This window comes from Paraburkholderia sp. SSBN10T (assembly GCF_056619545.1).
In genome coordinates, this window is the sequence record NZ_JBWQQI010000014.1 from 189,663 (window position 1) to 208,785 (window position 19,123).

The 19,123-nt window shown below is 64.8% G+C and carries 21 protein-coding genes; 18 read left to right on the forward strand and 3 right to left on the reverse strand.

From position 1 onward, the window contains the following. The first annotated feature begins 19 nt into the window (after nucleotides 1-19). The 3 genes from AC1ECK_RS21925 (at nucleotide 20) to AC1ECK_RS21935 (ending at nucleotide 2,436) form a co-directional block, all read left to right on the forward strand. Nucleotides 20-361 carry a PadR family transcriptional regulator gene (locus AC1ECK_RS21925; RefSeq protein WP_480322635.1) on the forward strand — a complete coding sequence of 114 codons (342 nt, stop codon included), beginning with the start codon at nucleotides 20-22 and terminating at the stop codon, nucleotides 359-361. Further along, nucleotides 358-1,542 carry a DUF1700 domain-containing protein gene (locus AC1ECK_RS21930; protein ID WP_480322637.1) on the forward strand — a complete coding sequence of 395 codons (1,185 nt, stop codon included), beginning with the start codon at nucleotides 358-360 and terminating at the stop codon, nucleotides 1,540-1,542. Before AC1ECK_RS21925 ends, AC1ECK_RS21930 begins: the two co-directional genes overlap by 4 nt. A 96-nt stretch (nucleotides 1,543-1,638) precedes the next feature. Then, entirely contained in the window at nucleotides 1,639-2,436 is a 798-nt protein-coding gene (locus AC1ECK_RS21935) for a BPSS1780 family membrane protein (RefSeq protein ID WP_480322639.1), read from the forward strand. A 51-nt stretch (nucleotides 2,437-2,487) separates the two neighbouring features. Here the strand turns inward: AC1ECK_RS21935 and AC1ECK_RS21940 are convergent, their stop codons facing one another. After that, on the reverse strand, nucleotides 2,488-2,955 hold the full coding sequence (locus AC1ECK_RS21940; RefSeq protein ID WP_480322641.1) for a GNAT family N-acetyltransferase: 468 nt from the start codon (nucleotides 2,953-2,955) through the stop codon (nucleotides 2,488-2,490). A 415-nt stretch (nucleotides 2,956-3,370) separates the two neighbouring features. Here AC1ECK_RS21940 and AC1ECK_RS21945 point away from each other — a divergent pair, with 415 nt between their 5' ends. From AC1ECK_RS21945 to AC1ECK_RS21965, 5 genes are all read left to right on the forward strand, one after another. Beyond that, nucleotides 3,371-3,673: a Dabb family protein gene (locus AC1ECK_RS21945; protein WP_480322643.1), complete on the forward strand. Its 303-nt coding sequence runs from the start codon at nucleotides 3,371-3,373 to the stop codon at nucleotides 3,671-3,673. Between the two features lie 105 nt (nucleotides 3,674-3,778). Then, nucleotides 3,779-4,225 (forward strand): PaaI family thioesterase, encoded by a 447-nt coding sequence (locus tag AC1ECK_RS21950; RefSeq protein WP_480322705.1) that lies wholly within the window; start codon nucleotides 3,779-3,781, stop codon nucleotides 4,223-4,225. 73 nt (nucleotides 4,226-4,298) lie between these two features. Next, the gene (locus AC1ECK_RS21955) at nucleotides 4,299-5,297 is read left to right on the forward strand and encodes an NADP-dependent oxidoreductase (RefSeq protein WP_480322645.1); all 999 of its coding nucleotides are present in this window, start codon (nucleotides 4,299-4,301) and stop codon (nucleotides 5,295-5,297) included. A 156-nt stretch (nucleotides 5,298-5,453) separates the two neighbouring features. Continuing rightward, nucleotides 5,454-6,326, forward strand: coding sequence for an SDR family oxidoreductase (locus tag AC1ECK_RS21960; protein ID WP_480322647.1), 873 nt, complete (start codon nucleotides 5,454-5,456; stop codon nucleotides 6,324-6,326). Then, entirely contained in the window at nucleotides 6,323-7,291 is a 969-nt protein-coding gene (locus tag AC1ECK_RS21965; RefSeq protein WP_480322649.1) for an alpha/beta hydrolase, read from the forward strand. Before AC1ECK_RS21960 ends, AC1ECK_RS21965 begins: the two co-directional genes overlap by 4 nt. Before the next feature lie 31 nt (nucleotides 7,292-7,322). Here AC1ECK_RS21965 and AC1ECK_RS21970 read toward each other — a convergent pair whose 3' ends face one another. Together AC1ECK_RS21970 and ygfZ are read right to left on the reverse strand one after the other, a co-directional pair. Next, nucleotides 7,323-8,153 (reverse strand): NRDE family protein, encoded by an 831-nt coding sequence (locus AC1ECK_RS21970; protein WP_480322651.1) that lies wholly within the window; start codon nucleotides 8,151-8,153, stop codon nucleotides 7,323-7,325. A 163-nt stretch (nucleotides 8,154-8,316) separates the two neighbouring features. After that, complete coding sequence (ygfZ, locus tag AC1ECK_RS21975; protein WP_480322653.1) at nucleotides 8,317-9,369, reverse strand: CAF17-like 4Fe-4S cluster assembly/insertion protein YgfZ; 1,053 nt, start codon at nucleotides 9,367-9,369, stop codon at nucleotides 8,317-8,319. A 78-nt stretch (nucleotides 9,370-9,447) separates the two neighbouring features. Here ygfZ and mltG point away from each other — a divergent pair, with 78 nt between their 5' ends. The 10 genes from mltG (at nucleotide 9,448) to AC1ECK_RS22025 (ending at nucleotide 19,028) form a co-directional block, all read left to right on the forward strand. Continuing rightward, nucleotides 9,448-10,458, forward strand: a complete 1,011-nt coding sequence (mltG, locus tag AC1ECK_RS21980; protein ID WP_480322707.1) for an endolytic transglycosylase MltG — start codon at nucleotides 9,448-9,450, stop codon at nucleotides 10,456-10,458. Further along, entirely contained in the window at nucleotides 10,458-11,078 is a 621-nt protein-coding gene (tmk, locus tag AC1ECK_RS21985; protein ID WP_480322655.1) for a dTMP kinase, read from the forward strand. The genes mltG and tmk overlap by 1 nt, the downstream gene beginning before the upstream one ends. Before the next feature lie 93 nt (nucleotides 11,079-11,171). Next, complete coding sequence (locus AC1ECK_RS21990; RefSeq protein WP_480322657.1) at nucleotides 11,172-12,218, forward strand: DNA polymerase III subunit delta'; 1,047 nt, start codon at nucleotides 11,172-11,174, stop codon at nucleotides 12,216-12,218. A gap of 143 nt (nucleotides 12,219-12,361) precedes the next feature. Continuing rightward, the gene (locus AC1ECK_RS21995; RefSeq protein ID WP_480322659.1) at nucleotides 12,362-12,868 is read left to right on the forward strand and encodes an N-acetyltransferase family protein; all 507 of its coding nucleotides are present in this window, start codon (nucleotides 12,362-12,364) and stop codon (nucleotides 12,866-12,868) included. Between the two features lie 80 nt (nucleotides 12,869-12,948). Continuing rightward, nucleotides 12,949-13,740, forward strand: a complete 792-nt coding sequence (locus AC1ECK_RS22000) for a TatD family hydrolase (RefSeq protein ID WP_480322661.1) — start codon at nucleotides 12,949-12,951, stop codon at nucleotides 13,738-13,740. Nucleotides 13,741-13,858: 118 nt separating this feature from the next. Further along, complete coding sequence (locus tag AC1ECK_RS22005) at nucleotides 13,859-14,542, forward strand: ankyrin repeat domain-containing protein (RefSeq protein WP_480322709.1); 684 nt, start codon at nucleotides 13,859-13,861, stop codon at nucleotides 14,540-14,542. 117 nt (nucleotides 14,543-14,659) lie between these two features. Further along, complete coding sequence (locus AC1ECK_RS22010) at nucleotides 14,660-15,016, forward strand: Rap1a/Tai family immunity protein (protein ID WP_480322663.1); 357 nt, start codon at nucleotides 14,660-14,662, stop codon at nucleotides 15,014-15,016. Between the two features lie 169 nt (nucleotides 15,017-15,185). Continuing rightward, nucleotides 15,186-16,598 (forward strand): alpha,alpha-trehalose-phosphate synthase (UDP-forming), encoded by a 1,413-nt coding sequence (otsA, locus tag AC1ECK_RS22015; RefSeq protein WP_480322665.1) that lies wholly within the window; start codon nucleotides 15,186-15,188, stop codon nucleotides 16,596-16,598. After that, the gene (locus AC1ECK_RS22020; protein WP_480322667.1) at nucleotides 16,598-17,761 is read left to right on the forward strand and encodes an AAA family ATPase; all 1,164 of its coding nucleotides are present in this window, start codon (nucleotides 16,598-16,600) and stop codon (nucleotides 17,759-17,761) included. The genes otsA and AC1ECK_RS22020 overlap by 1 nt, the downstream gene beginning before the upstream one ends. Before the next feature lie 196 nt (nucleotides 17,762-17,957). Next, a complete protein-coding gene (locus tag AC1ECK_RS22025; RefSeq protein WP_480322669.1) occupies nucleotides 17,958-19,028 on the forward strand; it encodes a glycosyltransferase family 4 protein in 1,071 nt (356 codons plus the stop codon). The last annotated feature ends 95 nt before the right edge of the window (nucleotides 19,029-19,123 follow it).

Consider the following 19,123-nt stretch of genomic DNA (forward strand, 5'->3'; position numbering starts at 1 on the left):
CTACGAAGCGTGGAATTTGATGAAAACGCAGTTGAAAAAAGGAACGCTCGACATGTGCGTGCTGGCCGTCCTGGCTCGTGGGGACAGCTACGCGTACGAACTGGTGTCGACGCTCGCCGAAACAATGGAAATCAGCGAGGGCACGATTTACCCGTTGATGCGCCGTCTGCAGGCCGAGGCCTGGGTGTCGACCTACCTGGTCGAGTCGAGTTCGGGGCCGCCGCGCAAATACTACTCGCTGACGGGCACGGGTCGCCGCAGTCTGCTGGAGATGGAAGAGGAGTGGCGCAGTTTCGTGGATGAGGTGAACGGCGTGCTAGGACAACCCGGCATAAAAATGAACACAGGGGAAAACCCATGAAGCAGGACGTATTCATTGATTCTCTGCGGCAGGAATTGAGCAGTCTGCCCAAGCAGGCGGTCGATGAAATCATTGCCGATTACCGCGAATACATTGGCGACGCGCTTGCCGCTGGGCGCCGCGAGGAAGACGTGATCGCCGCGCTGGGCGACCCGGTCAAGCTCGCTCGCGAACTGAAAGCGCAAGCGAACTACCGGCAATGGCAGGACCGCCGGTCGTTCGGCAACCTGTTCCGCGTGATCATGTCGATCTCCGCGTTGGGCCTGCTGAACGTGCTGCTGCTGGTGCCTTTCATGCTGTACCTGGTCTTGCTCACGGTGGGCTACGCGGTCTCTGCGGGACTGACGATCGCCGGGCTGGTCGGCGTGTTCGCCTTGACCGGCCATCATTTCTTCGGCAAGACCGCACGTGATGCGCTGCCGTTCAGCTTTACCAGCAGCGAGCACGCCCAGGCGACGGCGGGCGCTGCCGCGAGCGGCGCAGCGGGGGCGTCGAATGCAACGGTTGCGGCGCCAGCATCGGCAGCCTCGGCCACGCAGGAAGCGGAGGACGACGATAGCGAAGGCGACACGCCCGGCAACCTGAAGAGCCTGAAGATCGTCGGCGACCGTTTTGTCTTCAACCTGCAGGACGACAGCAAGCTCGAGCTTGTCACTCGTGCCGGCACGGTCGAGATTCGCAACGACGGCGACGAGTTCAAGTTCGAAAGTTCGTCCGACGCCGCACGGCGCATGGTGACCAGAGCCGACGACGGTACATGGAGCATCGCTCGCGACGATGTGGTCGCGCTGGAACTGAAAGACGACGACGAGAAAGTGTCGCTTGCCCGCTCCTCGAAGGATCCGAAGTCGATGGTCTGGGATATCTCCAGCGACGACGGCGACCACGTGCAACTGGAAGAAGACCAGCACGGCAAGCCCAGTCACCTGAGCGCGCGTAGCGGCTCGGACTCGGTGGATATCAGCGACGGCAAGGTTGCCATCGACGACGGTCACCACCTGATCCGCGTGGCGGCGTCGGACGGCGAATACACCTATGCGATCGTGATGCTGCCGATCGGTCTCATCGGCCTTGCGTTGTGCATCTGGTTGACACGGATTACCTGGCGCGGCATGTCGCGCTATGTGAAACGGCAGATCGACGTCGTCTCGGCGAGTCTCGACCGCCAGCAGACGCCCTGAAGAAAAGCAGCTGAAATACCCGAACACCGAAATACCGAAAAGCCAAACCCTTAGCAGTGCGTACAACCACTTTTCGCTTTAACTGAGGAAATCGTCATGAACATCGATTACCCGAGCGACGTTTCTAAGGAAACCCGTCTCCATCGTGTGCCGGCACTGCCTTTTCCCGGTGGAAGAGAAGTCAATCCCTTGCGTATTGGCGACTGGCTCGCGAGCGGCGCGCGTGCGGCGAGCCAGCAGCCTGTGCTGTGGCTGAGCGTGTTGCTGCTCTGCGCCGATTTTGCGACCCTGCTGGGGTTCCTGCCGCTGTTGCGTCCGCTGGCGGTGCTGCTGGCGCCGCTCGTGGTGGGTGGGCTGATGTTGGTGCAGGACGGCGCCGGCAACGGCCAGCCGGTGTCGCTGCGCGAGACGTTCGCGGCGCTGGCGCGGCGTAGCAACGCGCTGTGCGTGATCGGGTTGTACGGCGCGGCGATTGTCGCCGTCGGCTATGTGGTCCTGCTGGCGACGTTCCATGTCTCGCTGAACGCCTCGGTCACCGCAAGCGGCGTGCATAACGTGTCGATCAGCTACGGCGGCGACCACGGCGTGCGCGGTGCGCTCGAATCGCTGCTCGGCGCGTCGATCTTCGCAGTTGCGATCGCCTCGGCCTGCTTCGCTCCGGCGCTTGTGATGCTGCACGACATGACGCCGCACGATGCGATGATTGCGAGCCTGAGCGGCGCCGCGCGCAACTGGCCGGTGACCTTGATGTACTTTGCGGCGATGACGGTGGCGGTGCTGTTCGCCCCGATGGTCCCGCTGACCCTGCGCGCCCTGGTGCTGACGCCGGTGATGACCGCGGTGCCGCTGCTGTCGATCTATGGCGCTTACCGGGATGTGTTTCTTGGCCGGTGAGCGGGGCGCGGGGCGCTGTCCTCGAGCCGGCGGCCTCGCGCTTAAGCAGTCTTACGCAGTCGTCTCCATGGCTAAATCCTTCTCCATGAAGACGCTCAACGGATCGGGACGGTAATCGGCAAACGGCTCGCGCGCGACAAAACCGGCCCGGGCGTAGAGACCTAGCGCCGAATGGCTGTCGACACCGGTTTCGAGGCGCAGCCAGCGTACCCCATGCGCACGGGCTTGCTGTTCGAGCGTCGCGAGCATGGTTTTGGAGAGTCCCTGGCCGCGGGCTTGCGGCTCCACCCACATGCGCTTGATTTCCGCCCAGTCGCCTTTCAGGACCACGGCGCCGGTCGCCAGCGCCGTGCCGGATGCGTCGCGAGCCACATGGAACAACACATTCGGTTCGCGTAGCGCGTCGATCGGCAACAGATGGTTGCTCTCCGCCGGATAGAGCCTCGCGGCTTCTGCGTCGCCGTGCTCGAGCAAGGTCACGATGTCGGGTTGCGCAGGATCTTCGATGGAGATGTTCATTGAGGGGAAGGTCCTTCGAGGCCGTGATTAAGGCCGTGGTTAAACAAAAATCCCCTGAACTTCTTCAGGGGTGTCGACAAATTGATGCCTTACCCGCGGCAGGGAAGTCAAATGCCAACCGGGCCCGACCGTGTCCGCGGACTGTCGGAATCAATCTTTGTCTGCGCTCGACGCCACTAAATTTGATAGGCTTAAGGGCTGCTTCGATTTGCCTGCTTTCGATGCCTGTGAACGCGGCGGGGGAAAAGCGGGCATCGGTTTTGGCCAACGCCAGATAATACCGTTTTTATTCCTGCTTTTTAACTGCGAGAGCAGGTTTGCAGCGCAATCGAAAGGCCTCTGCAGGGGCCGAAAATGCAGGCGAGCAAGCCTTTTTAAGCAATCTAACGGACTAGCGCCAGGCGCTACGAACACCATGATTCGACATATTGTGATGTGGAAGTTGAAGGAATCGGCAGAGGGCGCTTCGCGCGCAGAAAACGCTGTCAAGCTCAAGGAAAAGCTGGAAGGCTGCCGCGACATCGTCCCCGGCATCCTGCACCTCGAGGTAGGCCTCGCCGCACCCGGTCTCGAATCGACCTACGACATCGTGCTGGTCTCCGACTTCACCGACAAGGCTGCGCTGGACGCCTATCAGGTTCACCCGACGCACCTGGCTCTGAAGACGTTCGTCAGCGCGGTGCGTGAATCTCGTGAGTGCGTGGACTACGAAGTCTGACGCCCGGCAATGACTGATTCGCAGAAAGGTGGGGCCGGCCAACCGGAGGCCAACCAGCCCGCCGCAACCGCGCCTACTTCCGCCGCGCCCGCCAACGCGCTAGCCGTGCTCGAAAGTCCCTTCGTCGATCACCTCGGCGTACAACTGATCCTGGCCGCGGATGGCGCCAGCGAAGTGAAGCTGCCGCTCGCGCCCGACCACATGAACACGTGGGCCGTAGCCCATGGCGGCGTGACGATGACGCTCGCCGACGTGGCGCTGGCGATGGCCGCCCGCAGTCTGGCGGGCGACGGCGTCGGCGTAGTCACCGTCGAGATGAAAGTCAATTTCATGCAGCCGGGGCGCGGCGAGTTGCGCGCCACGGCGCGCGTGCTGCATCGTTCGACCACGATGGCCTATTGCGAGGGTGAAATCCGCGATAGCGAAGGCCATTTCGTCGCCAAGGCGCTCGGCACTTTCAAGTACATGCGGCGCCTTGCCGTGGGTCGCGAGGTGACGCATCAGCGTCTGCGCAGCGATCCATCCGCCAAGCCCGGTCCCAGCGACGGTTGACCGCGGCGCGGGACGTGCCGCCGTGCGCGTCCCGTGGTTTCATGCCCAACCAACAATCATGGAGACGCCCGTCATGACCCAGATCAACCGTCAGTTCCTGCTTGCCTCGCGCCCGCAGGGCCCCGCCACGACGGACAATTTCAGGCTCGTCGAAACTCCGCTGGAACCGCTCGCCGAAGGCCAGTTCCGCGTGCGTAACCACTATCTGTCGCTCGACCCCTATATGCGCGGCCGCATGAACGACAGCAAGTCCTATGCAGCGCCGCAGCCGCTCAATGAGGTGATGATCGGTGGCACCGTGGGCGAAGTCGTGGAGTCGAAGCATCCGAAATTCGCGGTGGGCGACAAGGTGGTCGCGACGTTCGGCTGGCAGGAATTCGGCACCTCCGACGGCACCGGCGTGCGCAAGGTCGACGACACGCATGTACCGCTCTCCGCCTATCTCGGCGCGGTGGGCATGCCGGGTGTGACCGCCTGGTATGGGCTGAACCGGATCATCGCGCCGCAGGCCGGCCAGACCGTGGTGGTCAGCGCAGCGAGCGGGGCGGTCGGCAGCGTCGTCGGGCAACTGGCGAAGCTGGCGGGCGCGCGTGCGGTCGGCATCGCCGGCGGCGAGCAAAAGTGCCGCTATGTGGTCGAGACGCTCGGCTTCGACGCATGCGTCGACTACAAGGCCGGCAACCTCTATCAGGACCTGAAAGCGGCGACGCCGAACGGGGTCGACGGCTACTTCGAGAACGTCGGCGGCGAGGTGCTCGATGCGGCGCTCGCGCGGATGAACGCGTTCGGCCGCATTGCGCTGTGCGGGATGATCGCCAACTATGACGGCCAGCCGCTGCCGCTCAAACATCCGGCCTTGATGCTCACGCAGCGCCTGCTGGTGCAGGGCTTTATCGTTACCGAACATCTCGACGTATGGCCCGAAGCGCTGACGCAACTCGGCACGCTGGTCGCACAAAAGAAACTGCACTATCGCGAAAGTATCGCGCAGGGACTCGAGCATGCACCGGAAGCGTTTATCGGGCTGCTCAAAGGGAAGAACTTCGGCAAGCAGCTCGTCAAGCTGATCTGACGCCGCGCGGCCTGCAGCCGTAGCAACGGGGCGGGCAAAAAGCAGCGAGCACGAGCGGCGGGCAAAAGCAGCGGGCAAAACAGGCAGTGGCGGGGCATCGTGACCCGCCGCCTTGGGATATTCCCTCTCATACCAGGCAACCAGCGGAGCGACCTGATGTTTCAGTTCGAAGGCAAAGTGGCTGTGATCACCGGCGCGGCGAGCGGTTTTGGGCGCGCGTTTGCGGACAAGGGCGCAGCCCTTGGCATGAAGCTCGTGCTGGCCGATGTCGACGGCGCGGCGCTCGCAAAAACGCTCGAGGCTTTGCGTGCGGCCGGCGTCGACGCGATCGGCGTGCCGACCGACGTGTCGGACGCGAGCCAGGTCGAGGCGCTGGCCCTCGCGGCCCTCGATGCGTTCGGCAAGATTCATCTGCTGTTCAACAACGCGGGCGTGGGCGCCGGCGGCTTTCTATGGGAGAGCACCGCCAACGACTGGGCCTGGGTGTTCGGCGTCAACGTGATGGGCGTTGCGCACGGCGTGCGCGTCTTCACGCCGATCATGCTGCGGCAGAACGAGCCGGCGCATATCGTCAATACGGCGTCGGTGGCGGGGCTGCTGTCGCCGCCGGCGATGGGGATCTACAACGCGTCGAAGCACGCGGTGGTCTCGCTGACGGAGACGCTGTACCACGACCTGCAGAACGCGGGCGGCCAGGTGGGCTGCTCGCTGCTGTGCCCGGCGTTCGTGCCGACCGGCATCGCGGATGCCGAGCGCGCCCGGCCCGAAACCTTGCGCAACGACGCGGCGCCGACCCGCTCGCAACTGGCCGCCGGCAAGCAACTGCAGCGGGCCGTGCAGTCGGGCAAGCTGAGCGCGCAGGATGTCGCCGCGCTGACGTTCGAGGCGATCGCTGTAGGGCGCTTCTACATCCTCACGCATCCGGCGATCCTGCCGACTGTGCATCTGCGTCATGAGGACATCGAGCAGCAGCGCAATCCGACCGATCCGCTATCGCTCAAACCGGAGGTGAAGGCGGAGAGCCCATGACGCTGAATCCGAAGGTCGGGCTGGTGCTCGACATGATCGCGCGGGCGAAGCGCTCGCCGTACCACGAACTGACCGCGCAGGAGGCGCGCGCCTCCTATGAGAAGAGTGCGCCGATTCTCGAGATCGCGAGCGCGCCGCTATTCTCCGTCGAGGATCTCGCGCTGCCGATGCGCGATGGCGCGTCGATCCGCGCGCGGCTTTACCAGCCGCTCGAACCGAGCTGGGCGCAGCCTGCTGCGGCGCTGGTCTATTACCATGGCGGCGGCTTTACCGTGGGCAGCGTCGACACCCACGACGCGCTGTGCCGGATGTTCGCGCGCGACGCGCAATGCGCCGTGCTGTCGGTCGATTACCGGCTCGCGCCCGAACATAAATTTCCCACTGCCGTGCACGACGCTTTCGATGCGTTGAGCTGGCTTTACGCCAATGCGGCCGTGCACGGCGTCGACAGCGCGCGGATCGCCGTCGGCGGCGATAGCGCCGGCGGCACGCTTGCCGCGGTCTGCGCGGTGCTGGCGCGGGACGCGGACCTGCCGAAGCTGGCCTTGCAACTGCTGATCTATCCGGGCACGACGGGGCATCAACAGACGGACTCGCATGCACGGCTCGCCGACGGCTATTTGCTGTCGGGCGATACGATCCAGTGGTTTTTCGAGCAGTACGTGCGCGAGCCGGGCGATCGCGACGACTGGCGTTTCGCGCCGCTCGACGGCCGGCGCGGCGCACCGGCGTTCAACGGCCTGGCGCCGGTCTGGATTGCGACGGCGCAATACGATCCGCTCAGCGACGAAGGCATCGCGTACGCGGAGAAGCTGCGCGAGGCGGGCAATCAGGTCACGCTGATGCACTACGCCGGGATGATCCACGAGTTCTTCAAGATGGGCGGTTTTGTCCCGGAGGTTGCGCAGGCCCATGCCGATGCGGCGCGGGCGCTCCGTTCGGCGTTCGGCTCCGAGTCAGACTGAAGGGCGAAGCCGACGCCCCCGGCGTCACGCCTCAACGCTCGATATTGAACGCGAAACTACGCTCGAAGTCCCCGGGACGAACCACGCGATGCGAACCGTTGTCGTCGCTACGCTCCGCGACGGCGGCGCTCAGGTGCTCGCCATGCATGCCGTTGGCCACCACGCGCAAGGCCGTGGTGCCGCGCGTCCCGTAGTCCGGCGATTCGATAAAGGCCGCCGAGAGCACCCGTTCGCGTTCCAGCGGAATTCCCGTGGACGGCAACTCGTCGTCACGGGCGAGACGCGGGTCGCGCATCAGCTCGATCAGCCGTTCGAGCGGCACGAGCGGATCGTCCGCCAGTAGGACGCCCAGTTCGGTTCGCTTGCGCGCGAGCTTGGGCCACGGCGTATCGAGCACGGCATTCGAGATGCCGTGCGTACCCGCCATGAGCAAGGCCGGCGGTGCGGCGGAGCGGTTGCAGTACCAGCCGAGTTCACGCCGCGACCAGTCGCCGACCAGCAGGTTGAAGCCGTTGTAGATCTCGCCGTCCTTCGCGACCCGTTGCAGGTAATCGAGCGGCGTGCCGACAGCGGACGGCTCGCCCAGCAGCCAGTTGCTCACCAAGGTGCCGCGTGTGGGCGCATCGGCGCGCATCTCATGCGGTGCCCGGTAGTTCGTGAGCGCCGCAAAACGGCCGTCGCGCGTCATGCCGAGCCACGTGCCGCCGCCCAGCAGATCGCGTCCGGCCAGTAGACCCGGCGCCTCGGACCACCAGTGCATCGGCTCCGCGGTACGGCGAAAGAACTCGTCGCGGTTGGCGGCAAGCGTGAAAAGCGGGCCGTCGGCCGCGTCGGGCCGCCAGTCGAACACGATCAGGCACATCGGGGGGAATCTCCCGCGGTGGAGTGAGGGCGAGTGGCAGGGCCTGGCGGTTGCAGATTCCAGCCTGCGCTAACCGAGGTTGCGCAGGCCGAGGCGGTCGGCGCAGACAAGATGCCTGGCGGATGCCGCGAAACGCAAGTGCCAGGCCGCATCAAACCTCGCATCAAACCTCGGTTGGCAGCGTGTAGGGCAGCGCGAGGAAGGTCAGCGCGGGCCCGTCGGCCGCGCCCAGATGAATCGATCCGGTTTCCAGCGCCGCGAGCTTGACCTCGACCAGCACATCCACACCGCCTTGCGGCGCCGAGGCGGCATTCACCACCATGCCGCACGGCTGGCCCGGATCGTCCGAGTGGAACAGTTCCATGCCGGCCGCGACCGTAGCGAGCTCGCCGGCCACGTTGGCGAGCGAGGTGCGCCGCTTGATCGTGCCGCGATACTGGCTGCGCGCGACGACTTCCTGCCCCGGATAGCAACCCTTGCGGAAATTCACGCCGCCGAGCACGTCGAAATTGACCATCTGCGGCACGAACTGCTCCACCACCGGTTGAGTGATGCGCGGCTCGCCCGCCCGGATGTCCAGCCAGTCCCACACGGCCGCCGAGGCGCGTGTGAGCTTGCCGTCGAAGTGCGGCAGGCGCGCTTCGACTTCGGCTTTGGGGCCGACCCACAGGTAACGCAGCCGTCCGAGCGCGTCAGGCACGCGGATCAGCGAGCCCGCCGGGCCGTCCACTTTCACGTGCACGCCGTCCGGCAGCGCGTCGAACACGCCCGACAAGGCCTTGCGCACATCGCCCGCCAGACCGACGATAGCCACCTCGGCGCTCGCATCCGCGAGCTTTGCCTTGGCGCGCAGCACGAACATCGAGAGGCGCTTCTGCACGGCCGCCTGCACGTCCTTCGATACCAGCAGACGGATCGTCTCGCCGCTGCGCCAGCTCAGAAACGACGCCAGCAGGCGGCCCTTGGCCGAGCAGTAGCCGGCCAGCCGCGCATTGGCCGCATCCAGATGCTGGGTATCGTTGGTCAACTGCCCGTGCAGGAAGCTGGCCGCGTCGTCGCCGGTCGCATCGATCACGCCGAATTGCGCAAGCGGCATATAGGCGCCGTGCGCAACGACAGCATCGAATTCCTCGCGCGCAGGGCGCGGCAGCAGGGGGAGCGTGACCGGCGCGGCAGCAGCAGCGGTGCCGGGAGCGGAAGCGAGCGGTGCATTCATGGATTCGGAGAGCAGTCAATTCTGACTTTAGCTAGGGCAAGCAAGTATTATATGGACTTCACCCCAGCCATGTTTCGCATGTCCCTCCTGAAGAAATGTCTCGTTGCCGGCACGATCGTCGTTGCGCTGGCTGCAGCCGCTGTTGCCGGCGGATATCACTGGGCCAACAGCCCGCTCACCCTGACACCCCCGCAGCTCGACGTCACCGTCAAACCGCATAGCAGCCTGCGCAGCGTCACCTTGCAGTTGAACCGCGGCGGCGTGCCGGTCGAAGCGGAGCTGTTCGTCATCATGACGCGCCTGCTCGGGCTGCAAAGCCGGCTCAAATCGGGCAACTACGAGTTCAAGAGCGGCGTGACGCCTTACGAGGTGCTGCAGAAGATCGCCCGCGGCGACGTCAACGAGTACGTCGCCACGATCATCGAAGGCTGGACGTTCAAGCGCATGCGCGCCGAGCTGGACGCCAATCCCGCCATCAAGCACGATACGGCCGGCATGAGCGACGCCGACCTGCTGGCCGCGCTCGGCGTGCCGGAGGCCTCGATCGGCAATGGCGAAGGCCTGTTTTTCCCGGACACATACCTGTTCGACAAAAGCACCAGCGACCTCGATATTTACCGCCGGGCTTATCATCTGATGCGCGAGCGTCTTGACGAGGCCTGGGTGGCGCGTGCCCCGGGCCTGCCGTACAAGACCCCTTACGACGCGCTGACAATGGCGTCGATCATCGAAAAGGAAACCGGTAAGGCTTCGGACCGGCCCATGGTGGCGGCGGTGTTCGCCAACCGGTTGCGCGTGGGCATGCCGCTGCAGACCGATCCGACGGTGATCTACGGGATGGGCGACGGTTACACGGGCCGCTTGCACAAGCGCGACCTGCAGACGGACACTCCCTACAACACCTATACCCGGATGGGCCTGCCGCCAACTCCAATTTCGCTGCCGGGCGTCGCGTCGCTGCAGGCGGCGCTCAACCCGGCGCAGACCACCGCGTTGTACTTCGTGTCGCGCGGCGACGGCAGCAGTATCTTTTCTGACACACTCGGCGATCACAACAAGGCCGTCGACAAATATATTCGAGGGCAATGATGGCGCGGGGCAAATTCATCACGTTCGAAGGCATTGACGGAGCGGGCAAGACCACTCATCTCGCGTGGTTTCGCGAGCGCCTGGAAGCCCATATCGCGGCGAGCGGCCGGACGGTCGTCATGACGCGCGAGCCGGGCGGCACGAAGCTCGGCGAGTCGCTGCGCGAAATTCTGCTGCACCAGAAGATGGACCTCGAAACCGAAGCGCTGCTGATGTTCGCGGCGCGCCGCGAACATCTGGCCGAGGTGATCGAGCCGGCGCTGGCGCGCGGCGACTGGGTGCTGTCGGACCGCTTCAGCGACGCGACCTTCGCCTATCAGGGCGGCGGCCGCGGCCTGCCGCGCGACAAGCTGGAGGCGCTGGAGCGCTGGGTGCAGGGCGGTTTTCAACCGGATCTCACGCTGCTGTTCGACATCCCGCCGGACACCGCCAGCGAGCGCCGCAGTTCGGCGCGCGAACCGGACCGCTTCGAGAGCGAGTCGGACGCGTTTTTCGCTCGCACGCGCGCCGAATATCTGCGCCGTGCCGAAGAGGCGCCGTACCGGTTCGCTATCATCGACTCTTCGCAGAGCATTCCGCAGATTCAGAGAAAACTTGAAGAATTGATTGCAACGCTTTGATTTTAAATAAATATAAACAATCATTATAACGACGCACAAGCTCGTCTCATACATGAACAAATGCGCTCAACCGATTGAATTTAAAGAGAAACGATGATGTATCCGTGGCAAGCCGACGACTGGAATCGCCTGCAACAACTGCGTGGGCACTGGCCGCACGCGTTGCTGCTCCATGGGCAGGCGGGCATCGGCAAGCTGCGCTTTGCGCAGCATCTGGCGCAAGGCCTGTTGTGCGAGGCGCAACTGCCGAACGGCGAGCCGTGCGGCGCCTGCGCGGCCTGTAACTGGTTCGTGCAGGGCAACCATCCGGACTACCGGATCGTGGTGCCGGAGGCGCTGGCTGCCGAAGCGGGCCTTGCCAACGCGGCGGCTGCCGACGAAAAGGCCGACAAGGCCGACGCCGACGACGCCAAAAAAACCCGCGCGCCGAGCAAGGAAATCAAGATCGAGCAGGTCCGGGCGCTGCTCGATTTCTGCGGCGTGGGCTCGCATCGCGGCGGCGCACGCGTCGTGGTGCTGGCGCCGGCCGAGGCGCTCAACGTCGCTGCGTCCAACGCGCTTCTGAAAACGCTTGAAGAACCGCCGGCCGGGGTGGTGTTTCTGATGGTGTCGGCGCGTATCGACCGTTTGCTGCCCACCATTATCAGCCGCTGCCGTCAGTGGCCCATGACGGCTCCGCCGCCTGAGGTCGCCACGCCGTGGCTGGCCGCGCAGGGCGTGGCCGATGCCCCGGCGTTGCTCGCCGAGGCGGGCGGTGCGCCGCTCACCGCGCTGGCGCTGGCGAGCGACGAGAACCGGACGCTGCGCGACTGGACGCTCAAGCAGCTTGCGGCCGGCTCCGGGTGCGACGCGTTTGCGTGCGCCGAGGCGCTGCAGAAGCTGCCGGTGCCGCTGGTACTGGGCTGGCTGCAGCGCTGGCTGTACGACCTGCTGGCGCAGCGTACCGCCGGCGCGCCGCGTTACTTTCCGCAGGCCGCCGGCGCGCTCGAGCGCTGCGCGGCCCAGGCGGATGCCACCGCCTTCGCCCGTTTCATCAGGAGCGTGACACGCCAGCGGGCGGTGGAGAACCATCCGCTGAACGCCCGGCTGGTCTTCGAGGAGCTGTTTATCGGCTATCGCGACCTGTTCGCCCAGGCCTGATGCCGCGGTCGCGCTCTCGCCTTGTCGTTCGTTCGTCTGGAACAGCGGCTGGCGGGCTGGCGCGGGCCGTTGTCCCGCTGCCTTGTTACGCAGCCGATCTTAAGCCTGATCTTTCTGACCTGACACTCACCAAGTTCGCCATCATGAGTCTTTCATACCGCGATGCCACGCTCGACGACCTGCCCGCCATCGTCGCCATCTACAACTCGACTGTGCCGTCGCGCCAGGTCACGGCAGATCTGGAGCCGGTGAGCGTCGAAAGCCGGCTTGGCTGGTTTCACGCGCATGGGCCGCAAAAGCGCCCCTTGTGGGTGATCGAAGATGGCGGCCGGGTGATCGCCTGGCTGAGCTTTTCGGATTTCTACGGCCGGCCGGCCTATCAGCGCACCGCCGAAGTCAGCATCTATCTGGACGAAGCGGCGCGTGGCAAAGGGCTCGGCAAGCAGTTGCTGGCCGCGTCTCTTGTCGCCGCGCCGGGGCTCGGCATCGATACCGTGCTCGGCTTCATTTTCGGCCACAATGAAGCGAGCTTGCGCCTGTTTCGCAGTTTCGGCTTTGCCGACTGGGGGGCGTTGCCGCGCGTCGCCGTGCTGGACGGCGTCGAGCGCGACCTGTTGATACTCGGCCGGCGGCTCGAGCCGTCGGCTTGATACCGGGCGTGCAGCCCCAGACGCTCAATCCAGTCACGCCAACACCTGAATACCCACCGGATTCACCGCAGGACACCACCATGTTTGTCGACTCGCACTGCCATATCAACTTCGAAGGACTCGCCGAGCGCCTGCCGCAGCTCATTGAGAACATGCGCAGCCACTCGGTGACGCATGCGCTGTGCGTGTCCGTCGACCTCGAAAGCCTGCTGTCCGTGCTGGCGGTGGCCGAGACGTATGAGAACGTCTACGCCTCGGTCGGCGTGCACCCGGATCACGAAGACGCGCGGGAGCCGAGCGTCGCCGAACTGGTCGAACTGGCCGGGCATCCGAAGGTCGTGGCGATCGGCGAAACGGGCCTCGACTACTACCGTCTCGAAGGCCGCTCGATCGCCGACATGGAATGGCAGCGCGAGCGCTTTCGCACCCACATCCGCGCCGCGCATGCCACGGGCAAGCCGCTGATCATCCATACGCGCTCGTCGGCCGCGGACACGCTGCGGATCATGGCCGAGGAGCGCGCCGGCGAACCCGGCGGCGTGATGCATTGCTTCACGGAGCCGTGGGCGATCGCCGAACAGGCCCTGGCGCAGAATTTTTATATCTCGCTGTCGGGCATCGTCACCTTCAAGAGCGCCACCGACGTGCAGGACGTGGCGCGGCGCGTGCCGCTCGAGCGCTTGCTGATCGAAACCGACTCGCCGTACCTCGCGCCGGTGCCTTATCGCGGCAAGCCGAATGAACCTGCGTACGTAAGTTATGTCGGACGCTTCATCGCGCAGCAACGCGAGATGCCGGATGCGGCGCTGGCTGCCGCCACCACGGAAAACTTCTTCCGGCTCTTCAGGATTCCGGCGCCGGCTGGCGCTTGAGTCATAAAATAGAATATTATCAATAGGATAGGGACGATTTCTCAAGTTGAATATGAATAAATATCTGACCCAAACTCACGCCCAGATCGCTTCTTCCTCCGTCGCCAACAGCGCCCGCATGCTGGCATCGCTGCGGCGCGGCGCGGCCGGCGCCACGCGCCTGGCGCTGGCAGGCGGCTTCGCCTGCGCGGCGTTGGCCGCGCTGCCGGCCCACGCCGCACCGGCCGACACCATGATCAAGGCAGTCAAGTTCGATGACGTGAAAGAGGTCGACAAGCAGCTCGCGAACGGCATGGACCCGAATACGACCGACGACCAGGGCATGCCGCTGCTGGTGCTGGCGGCCCGCGAGAAGTCGGACAAGGTGGCGGCCGCGCTGGTCGCCAATCCGAAGGCCAACATCGAGATCACCGACAAGGCCGGCGAGAACGCCATGATGCTGGCCGCGCTGAACGGCGACATCGAGATGGTGCAACTGCTGATCTCGAAGGATGCCGAGGTCAACAAGAAGGGCTGGGCGCCGCTGCATTACGCGGCCGCCAACGGCCACGACGACATCGTCAAGCTGCTGCTCGACCATTCGGCTTACGTCGATGCCGGCTCGCCGAACGGCACCACGCCGCTGATGATGGCCGCACGCGGCGGCCATATATCGACGGTGAAGCTGCTGCTCGACAATGGCGCGGACCTGACGGTGAAGAACCAGATCGGCATGAACGCGCTCGACTTTGCCAAGCAGTACAAGGAGCCCGACGTCGTCGAAGGGCTGACGGCGCGCATGCAGCAAATGCAACAGAAGTAATCAGCCGGCATACCGCGCATGCGGTAAAACAGTGCAGAATAACGACTACGGCGCGCTTTGGGGCGCGCCGTTTCTATGCGGCATCAGACCGCTTGATAATTTCCTGGAAGGATCACCATGCTGCGGGCTTTGATTTGCGCGAGCGTGCTTGCCGTACCGCTAACGGCAGCCGCATTTACGGCAGGCGACCTCAACAAGCTGTGCGAGAAAACGGATGTGGCGTCGCGCAGCGCGTGCGCCGCGTATATCGAGGGCGCGGCTGACGGCGTCTTCAACACGATCGACGCGATCGGCGGCACCACCGGTCCGCGGGTCGGCCAGTATTTCTGCCTGCCGCAGGACGCCCGTTCGCAACAACTGACGGACGCGGTGCGCAAGTACATTGCCGAGAACCCGAATGCGGTCGGTTATAACGCCAGTACTGCGATTTCCCTCGGGCTCGGCAAGGCGTTTCCCTGCAAGAGCGGCGAGTAAGCCCGCGAATAAACCGGTGAATAAGCCGGCAAATAAGCTGGCAAATAAGCCGGCTTAAGTCAAGCCTGCAACTGATCCTCCCCGCGGCCGGTCGAACTGGCATTGAGCGCAGCGAACGAGGGCGGCGCGTCCGCGCGGGCGCCACGCCGAACCGAGGAGGACAGCAGACATGGGCCGACTGATCGTCGTGTCGAACCGGGTGGCAACCCCGACGGAAACCAAAGGCTCGGCCGGGGGCTTGGCCGTCGGCGTATTCGGCGCCCTGAAGGACGCGGGCGGCGTGTGGTTCGGCTGGAGCGGCGACGTGGTCAGCGAGACCGTCGCCAATGCCGGCCCGGCGCTGGAACAGGAAGGCGCGGTGACCTTCGCCACCGTCGGACTCACGCGCAAGGACTACGATCAGTACTACCGCGGCTTTTCGAACGCCACGCTGTGGCCGGTCTTCCACTATCGCAACGACCTGGCGCGCTACGAGCGCGACGAGTACGCCGGCTACCGGCGCGTCAACGCATGGCTCGCGCACCGGCTCATCAAGCTGCTCGAACCCGACGACATCATCTGGGTACACGACTATCACCTGATCCCATTTGCCGAAGCGCTGCGCTCCGAAGGCGTGACGAACCGCATCGGCTTCTTTCTGCATATCCCGTTTCCGGCGCCGCAGATCCTGCTCAACATCCCGCCGCACGAAGAGCTGGTGAAGTCGCTGTGCTGCTACGACCTGCTGGGCTTCCAGACCGCCACCGACCGGCTCGCGTTTCACGACTACCTGGTGCGTCATGCGCGCGGCAGCGTCAGCGCCGAAGGCCACGCGGAGGCCTTTGGACGCCGCTTGCGCACGGGCGTCTACCGGATCGGCGTGTTTCCCGATGAAATTGCTGAGCAGGCCCAGCGCTACGAAAGCCGCCAGCATGTGCTGGACCTGAAGCAGAGCCTCGAGGGCCGCAAGCTGATCATGAGCGTCGACCGGCTCGACTATTCGAAGGGTCTCGTCGAACGGTTCCGCGCCTTCGAACAGTTGCTGGAGCGCTCGCCCGAATGGCGCGGCAATGTCACGCTCGTGCAGATCGCGCCGCCCACCCGCTCAGACGTCGCCACCTATCAGCAGATCCGTCAGGACCTCGAATATGAAGCCGGGCGCATCAACGGCCGCTATTCGGGCCTCGACTACACACCGATCCGTTATCTGAATCAACGTTATGACCGCTGGAAGCTGATGTCGCTGTTCCGCGAGTCGCAGATCGGCTTTGTCACACCGTTGCACGACGGCATGAACCTGGTCGCCAAGGAGTACGTGGCCGCACAGAATCCGGACGATCCGGGCGTGCTGGTGCTGTCGGTCTTCGCCGGTGCAGCGGCGGAACTGACGGGCGCGCTGCTGGTGAATCCGCACGATGCGGTGGGCATGTGCGAAGCGCTGCAACGCGCGTTGTCGATGCCGCTCGAGGCGCGCCAGCGCCGTCACGAGATCAATATGGAAGCGTTGCGCAAGAACGATCTGGGCGTGTGGCGCGACTCGTTCCTCGGCGACTTGCGCTGCGCGCCGGTGCATGAAGCGGGCAATGCGGGGCGCTCGTCCTGATGCTGACGACGCTCGCGATTGCCAACTACCGTTCGCTGCGCGATCTGATCGTGCCGCTCGGGCAACTGAATATCGTCACCGGGCCGAACGGCAGCGGCAAGTCCAGCGTGTACCGCGCCTTGCGATTGCTGGCGGTGACGGCGCGCGGCGGCGTGATCGGCTCGCTGGCGCGCGAAGGCGGCCTGCCGTCGACGCTGTGGGCCGGCCCCGAGCGTTTCTCGCGCGGCATGCTGACGGGCGCGCAGCCGGTGCAAGGCGTGCGCCGCAGCGAGCCGGTCAGTCTGCGGCTCGGCTTTGCCGGCGATCAGTTCGGCTATGCGATCGACCTTGGTCTGCCGGCCAGCGCGGCTTCCGCCTTCTCGCTGGACCCGGTCATCAAGCGCGAATGCATCTGGAGCGGCCCGCTGGTGCGCCCCTCGGCGTTGCTGGTCGACCGGCAGGGCGCTTCGATTCTCGCGCGCGACGACAGCGGCGAGTGGCAGACCATCCCGCAGCCGGTCGCCAGTTTCGACAGCATGATGACCGAGTTCTCCGACCCGCGCAGCGCGCCGGAAATGATCGCGGTGCGCGAACAGATCCGCTCGTGGCGCTTCTACGATCACTTCCGCACCGATAGCGAGTCACCTGTGCGGTTGCCGCAGATCGGCACGCACACTCCCGTGCTGAGCGACGACGGCGCCGATCTGGCCGCGGCGTTGCAGACGATTCGCGAAATCGGCGACCGGAGCGCGCTCGACGCCGCCGTCGACGACGCGTTTCCTGGCGCGAGCGTCGACATCGTCAACCTCGATGGCCGCTTCGAAGTCACGATGCATCAGCACGGGCTGCTGCGTCCGCTGAAAGGCGCCGAGCTGTCCGACGGCACCTTGCGCTATCTGTTGCTGGTGGCGGCGTTGCTGACGCCGCGCCCGCCCGCTTTGCTGGTGCTGAACGAACCGGAAACCAGCCTGCATCCCGACCTGCTGCCGGCGCTGGCGCGGCTGATCTCCCACGCCTCGCGCCACTCGCAGGTGCTGGTGGTGTCGCATGCGGCGCGCCTGATCGCGGCGCTCGAACGGGAGGACGGCAGCCATTCGATCGTGCTCGAAAAAGAACTGGGTGCGACCCGCATTGCCGGCGCGGACTCGCTCGATCTGCCACCCTGGAAATGGCCCGGACGCTGAGACGCAGTGGCCGGCGGGGATGTTTCCCGACTGTAACAGCGCGCAGCAATTGAAAGGCTTGGGGCTTTTTCGCGCGTCTTGAGCAATAATCGATGTTTAGTAAGCTACGTAAGCTGGCCGGGCCAAAGCGTCGGCGGGCCGTGCGGCGCTCGCCCCGCCGCGCGATGTCACGCCGTCAGTTAAACGGAGACACACAATGAGAATTGCTCAGATCGCCCCCTTGACCGAATCGGTGCCGCCCAAGCTGTATGGCGGAACCGAGCGGGTGGTGTCGTATATCACCGAGGCGCTGGTCGACCTTGGCCACGACGTGACGCTGTTCGCCAGCGGCGACTCGGTCACCAGCGCGAAACTGGAGGCCGTCTGGCCGCGCGCGCTGCGCCTCGATCCCGGCATTCGCGACCGGATCGCGCCGCATATGCTGCTGATGGAACTGGTGCGCCGCCAGGCCGACTCGTTCGACGTCCTCCATTTTCACATGGACTACTACTCGTTTTCGGTGTTCAAGCGCCAGGACACGCCGTTCGTCACGACGCTGCATGGCCGGCTCGATTTGCCCGAGCAACAGCCGGTGTTCGACACTTTCAACACCGCGCCGGTGATCTCGATTTCGAATTCGCAGCGCCACCCCTTGCCGCAAGCCAAATGGCTGACCACGGTTTATCACGGGTTGCCTGAGAAGCTGTATACGCCGCAGCCGGTCGAGCAGAAGTATCTGGCGTTTCTTGGCCGCATCTCGCCGGAGAAGCGTGTCGATACGGCAATTCGCATCGCCGGGCGCTGCGGCCTGCCGATCCGCATCGCGGCGAAGGTCGACGCGGCGGACCGCGAATACTTCGAACGCGAGATCAAGCCGCTGCTGGAGCTGCCGTATGTCGAATACATCGGCGAGATTGCCGATCATCAGAAGGCCGAATTTCTTTCGGGCGCGCATGCGCTGCTGTTCCCGATCGACTGGCCGGAACCGTTCGGCCTGGTGATGATCGAGGCGATGGCGTGCGGCACGCCGGTGATCGGCTTCAATCGCGGTGCGGTGCCCGAAGTGCTGGAGGACGGCGTGACGGGCTATATCGTTGAAGACGAGATCGGTGCGGTCGCGGCGGTGAACCGCTTGCACAAGGTGCCGCGTGCCGGTGTGCGGGAGCGTTTCGAGACGCGCTTCACCTCGCACCGGATGGCGCAGCAGTATGTCGACGCTTATCAGTCGGTGATCCGGGCGCAGAAGCGTGCGCGTTTCAAGGTGATCGATACGGGCACGCCGCGTTAAATCGGGTGCTCGAATATCGCTGAGCGCTATCGTGCCGGCAATGAAGGCAACAACGAAGGCGGCAATGAAGGCGATGACGAGCGCAGCAAAAAAAC

What these genes read in the sequence shown, in the direction of transcription:
- tmk (WP_480322655.1), top strand. Translation starts at nt 10,458, where the DNA reads ATGGCGCGGGGCAAATTCATCACGTTCGAAGGCATTGACGGAGCGGGC.
- AC1ECK_RS21940 (WP_480322641.1), bottom strand. Translation starts at nt 2,955, where the DNA reads ATGAACATCTCCATCGAAGATCCTGCGCAACCCGACATCGTGACCTTG.
- AC1ECK_RS21930 (WP_480322637.1), top strand. Translation starts at nt 358, where the DNA reads ATGAAGCAGGACGTATTCATTGATTCTCTGCGGCAGGAATTGAGCAGT.
- AC1ECK_RS21970 (WP_480322651.1), bottom strand. Translation starts at nt 8,153, where the DNA reads ATGTGCCTGATCGTGTTCGACTGGCGGCCCGACGCGGCCGACGGCCCG.
- AC1ECK_RS21955 (WP_480322645.1), top strand. Translation starts at nt 4,299, where the DNA reads ATGACCCAGATCAACCGTCAGTTCCTGCTTGCCTCGCGCCCGCAGGGC.
- AC1ECK_RS22025 (WP_480322669.1), top strand. Translation starts at nt 17,958, where the DNA reads ATGAGAATTGCTCAGATCGCCCCCTTGACCGAATCGGTGCCGCCCAAG.
- AC1ECK_RS21990 (WP_480322657.1), top strand. Translation starts at nt 11,172, where the DNA reads ATGATGTATCCGTGGCAAGCCGACGACTGGAATCGCCTGCAACAACTG.
- AC1ECK_RS21995 (WP_480322659.1), top strand. Translation starts at nt 12,362, where the DNA reads ATGAGTCTTTCATACCGCGATGCCACGCTCGACGACCTGCCCGCCATC.
- AC1ECK_RS21960 (WP_480322647.1), top strand. Translation starts at nt 5,454, where the DNA reads ATGTTTCAGTTCGAAGGCAAAGTGGCTGTGATCACCGGCGCGGCGAGC.
- ygfZ (WP_480322653.1), bottom strand. Translation starts at nt 9,369, where the DNA reads ATGAATGCACCGCTCGCTTCCGCTCCCGGCACCGCTGCTGCTGCCGCG.
- mltG (WP_480322707.1), top strand. Translation starts at nt 9,448, where the DNA reads ATGTCCCTCCTGAAGAAATGTCTCGTTGCCGGCACGATCGTCGTTGCG.
- AC1ECK_RS22010 (WP_480322663.1), top strand. Translation starts at nt 14,660, where the DNA reads ATGCTGCGGGCTTTGATTTGCGCGAGCGTGCTTGCCGTACCGCTAACG.
- AC1ECK_RS21925 (WP_480322635.1), top strand. Translation starts at nt 20, where the DNA reads ATGAAAACGCAGTTGAAAAAAGGAACGCTCGACATGTGCGTGCTGGCC.
- AC1ECK_RS21965 (WP_480322649.1), top strand. Translation starts at nt 6,323, where the DNA reads ATGACGCTGAATCCGAAGGTCGGGCTGGTGCTCGACATGATCGCGCGG.
- otsA (WP_480322665.1), top strand. Translation starts at nt 15,186, where the DNA reads ATGGGCCGACTGATCGTCGTGTCGAACCGGGTGGCAACCCCGACGGAA.
- AC1ECK_RS22000 (WP_480322661.1), top strand. Translation starts at nt 12,949, where the DNA reads ATGTTTGTCGACTCGCACTGCCATATCAACTTCGAAGGACTCGCCGAG.
- AC1ECK_RS21945 (WP_480322643.1), top strand. Translation starts at nt 3,371, where the DNA reads ATGATTCGACATATTGTGATGTGGAAGTTGAAGGAATCGGCAGAGGGC.
- AC1ECK_RS22020 (WP_480322667.1), top strand. Translation starts at nt 16,598, where the DNA reads ATGCTGACGACGCTCGCGATTGCCAACTACCGTTCGCTGCGCGATCTG.
- AC1ECK_RS21935 (WP_480322639.1), top strand. Translation starts at nt 1,639, where the DNA reads ATGAACATCGATTACCCGAGCGACGTTTCTAAGGAAACCCGTCTCCAT.
- AC1ECK_RS22005 (WP_480322709.1), top strand. Translation starts at nt 13,859, where the DNA reads ATGCTGGCATCGCTGCGGCGCGGCGCGGCCGGCGCCACGCGCCTGGCG.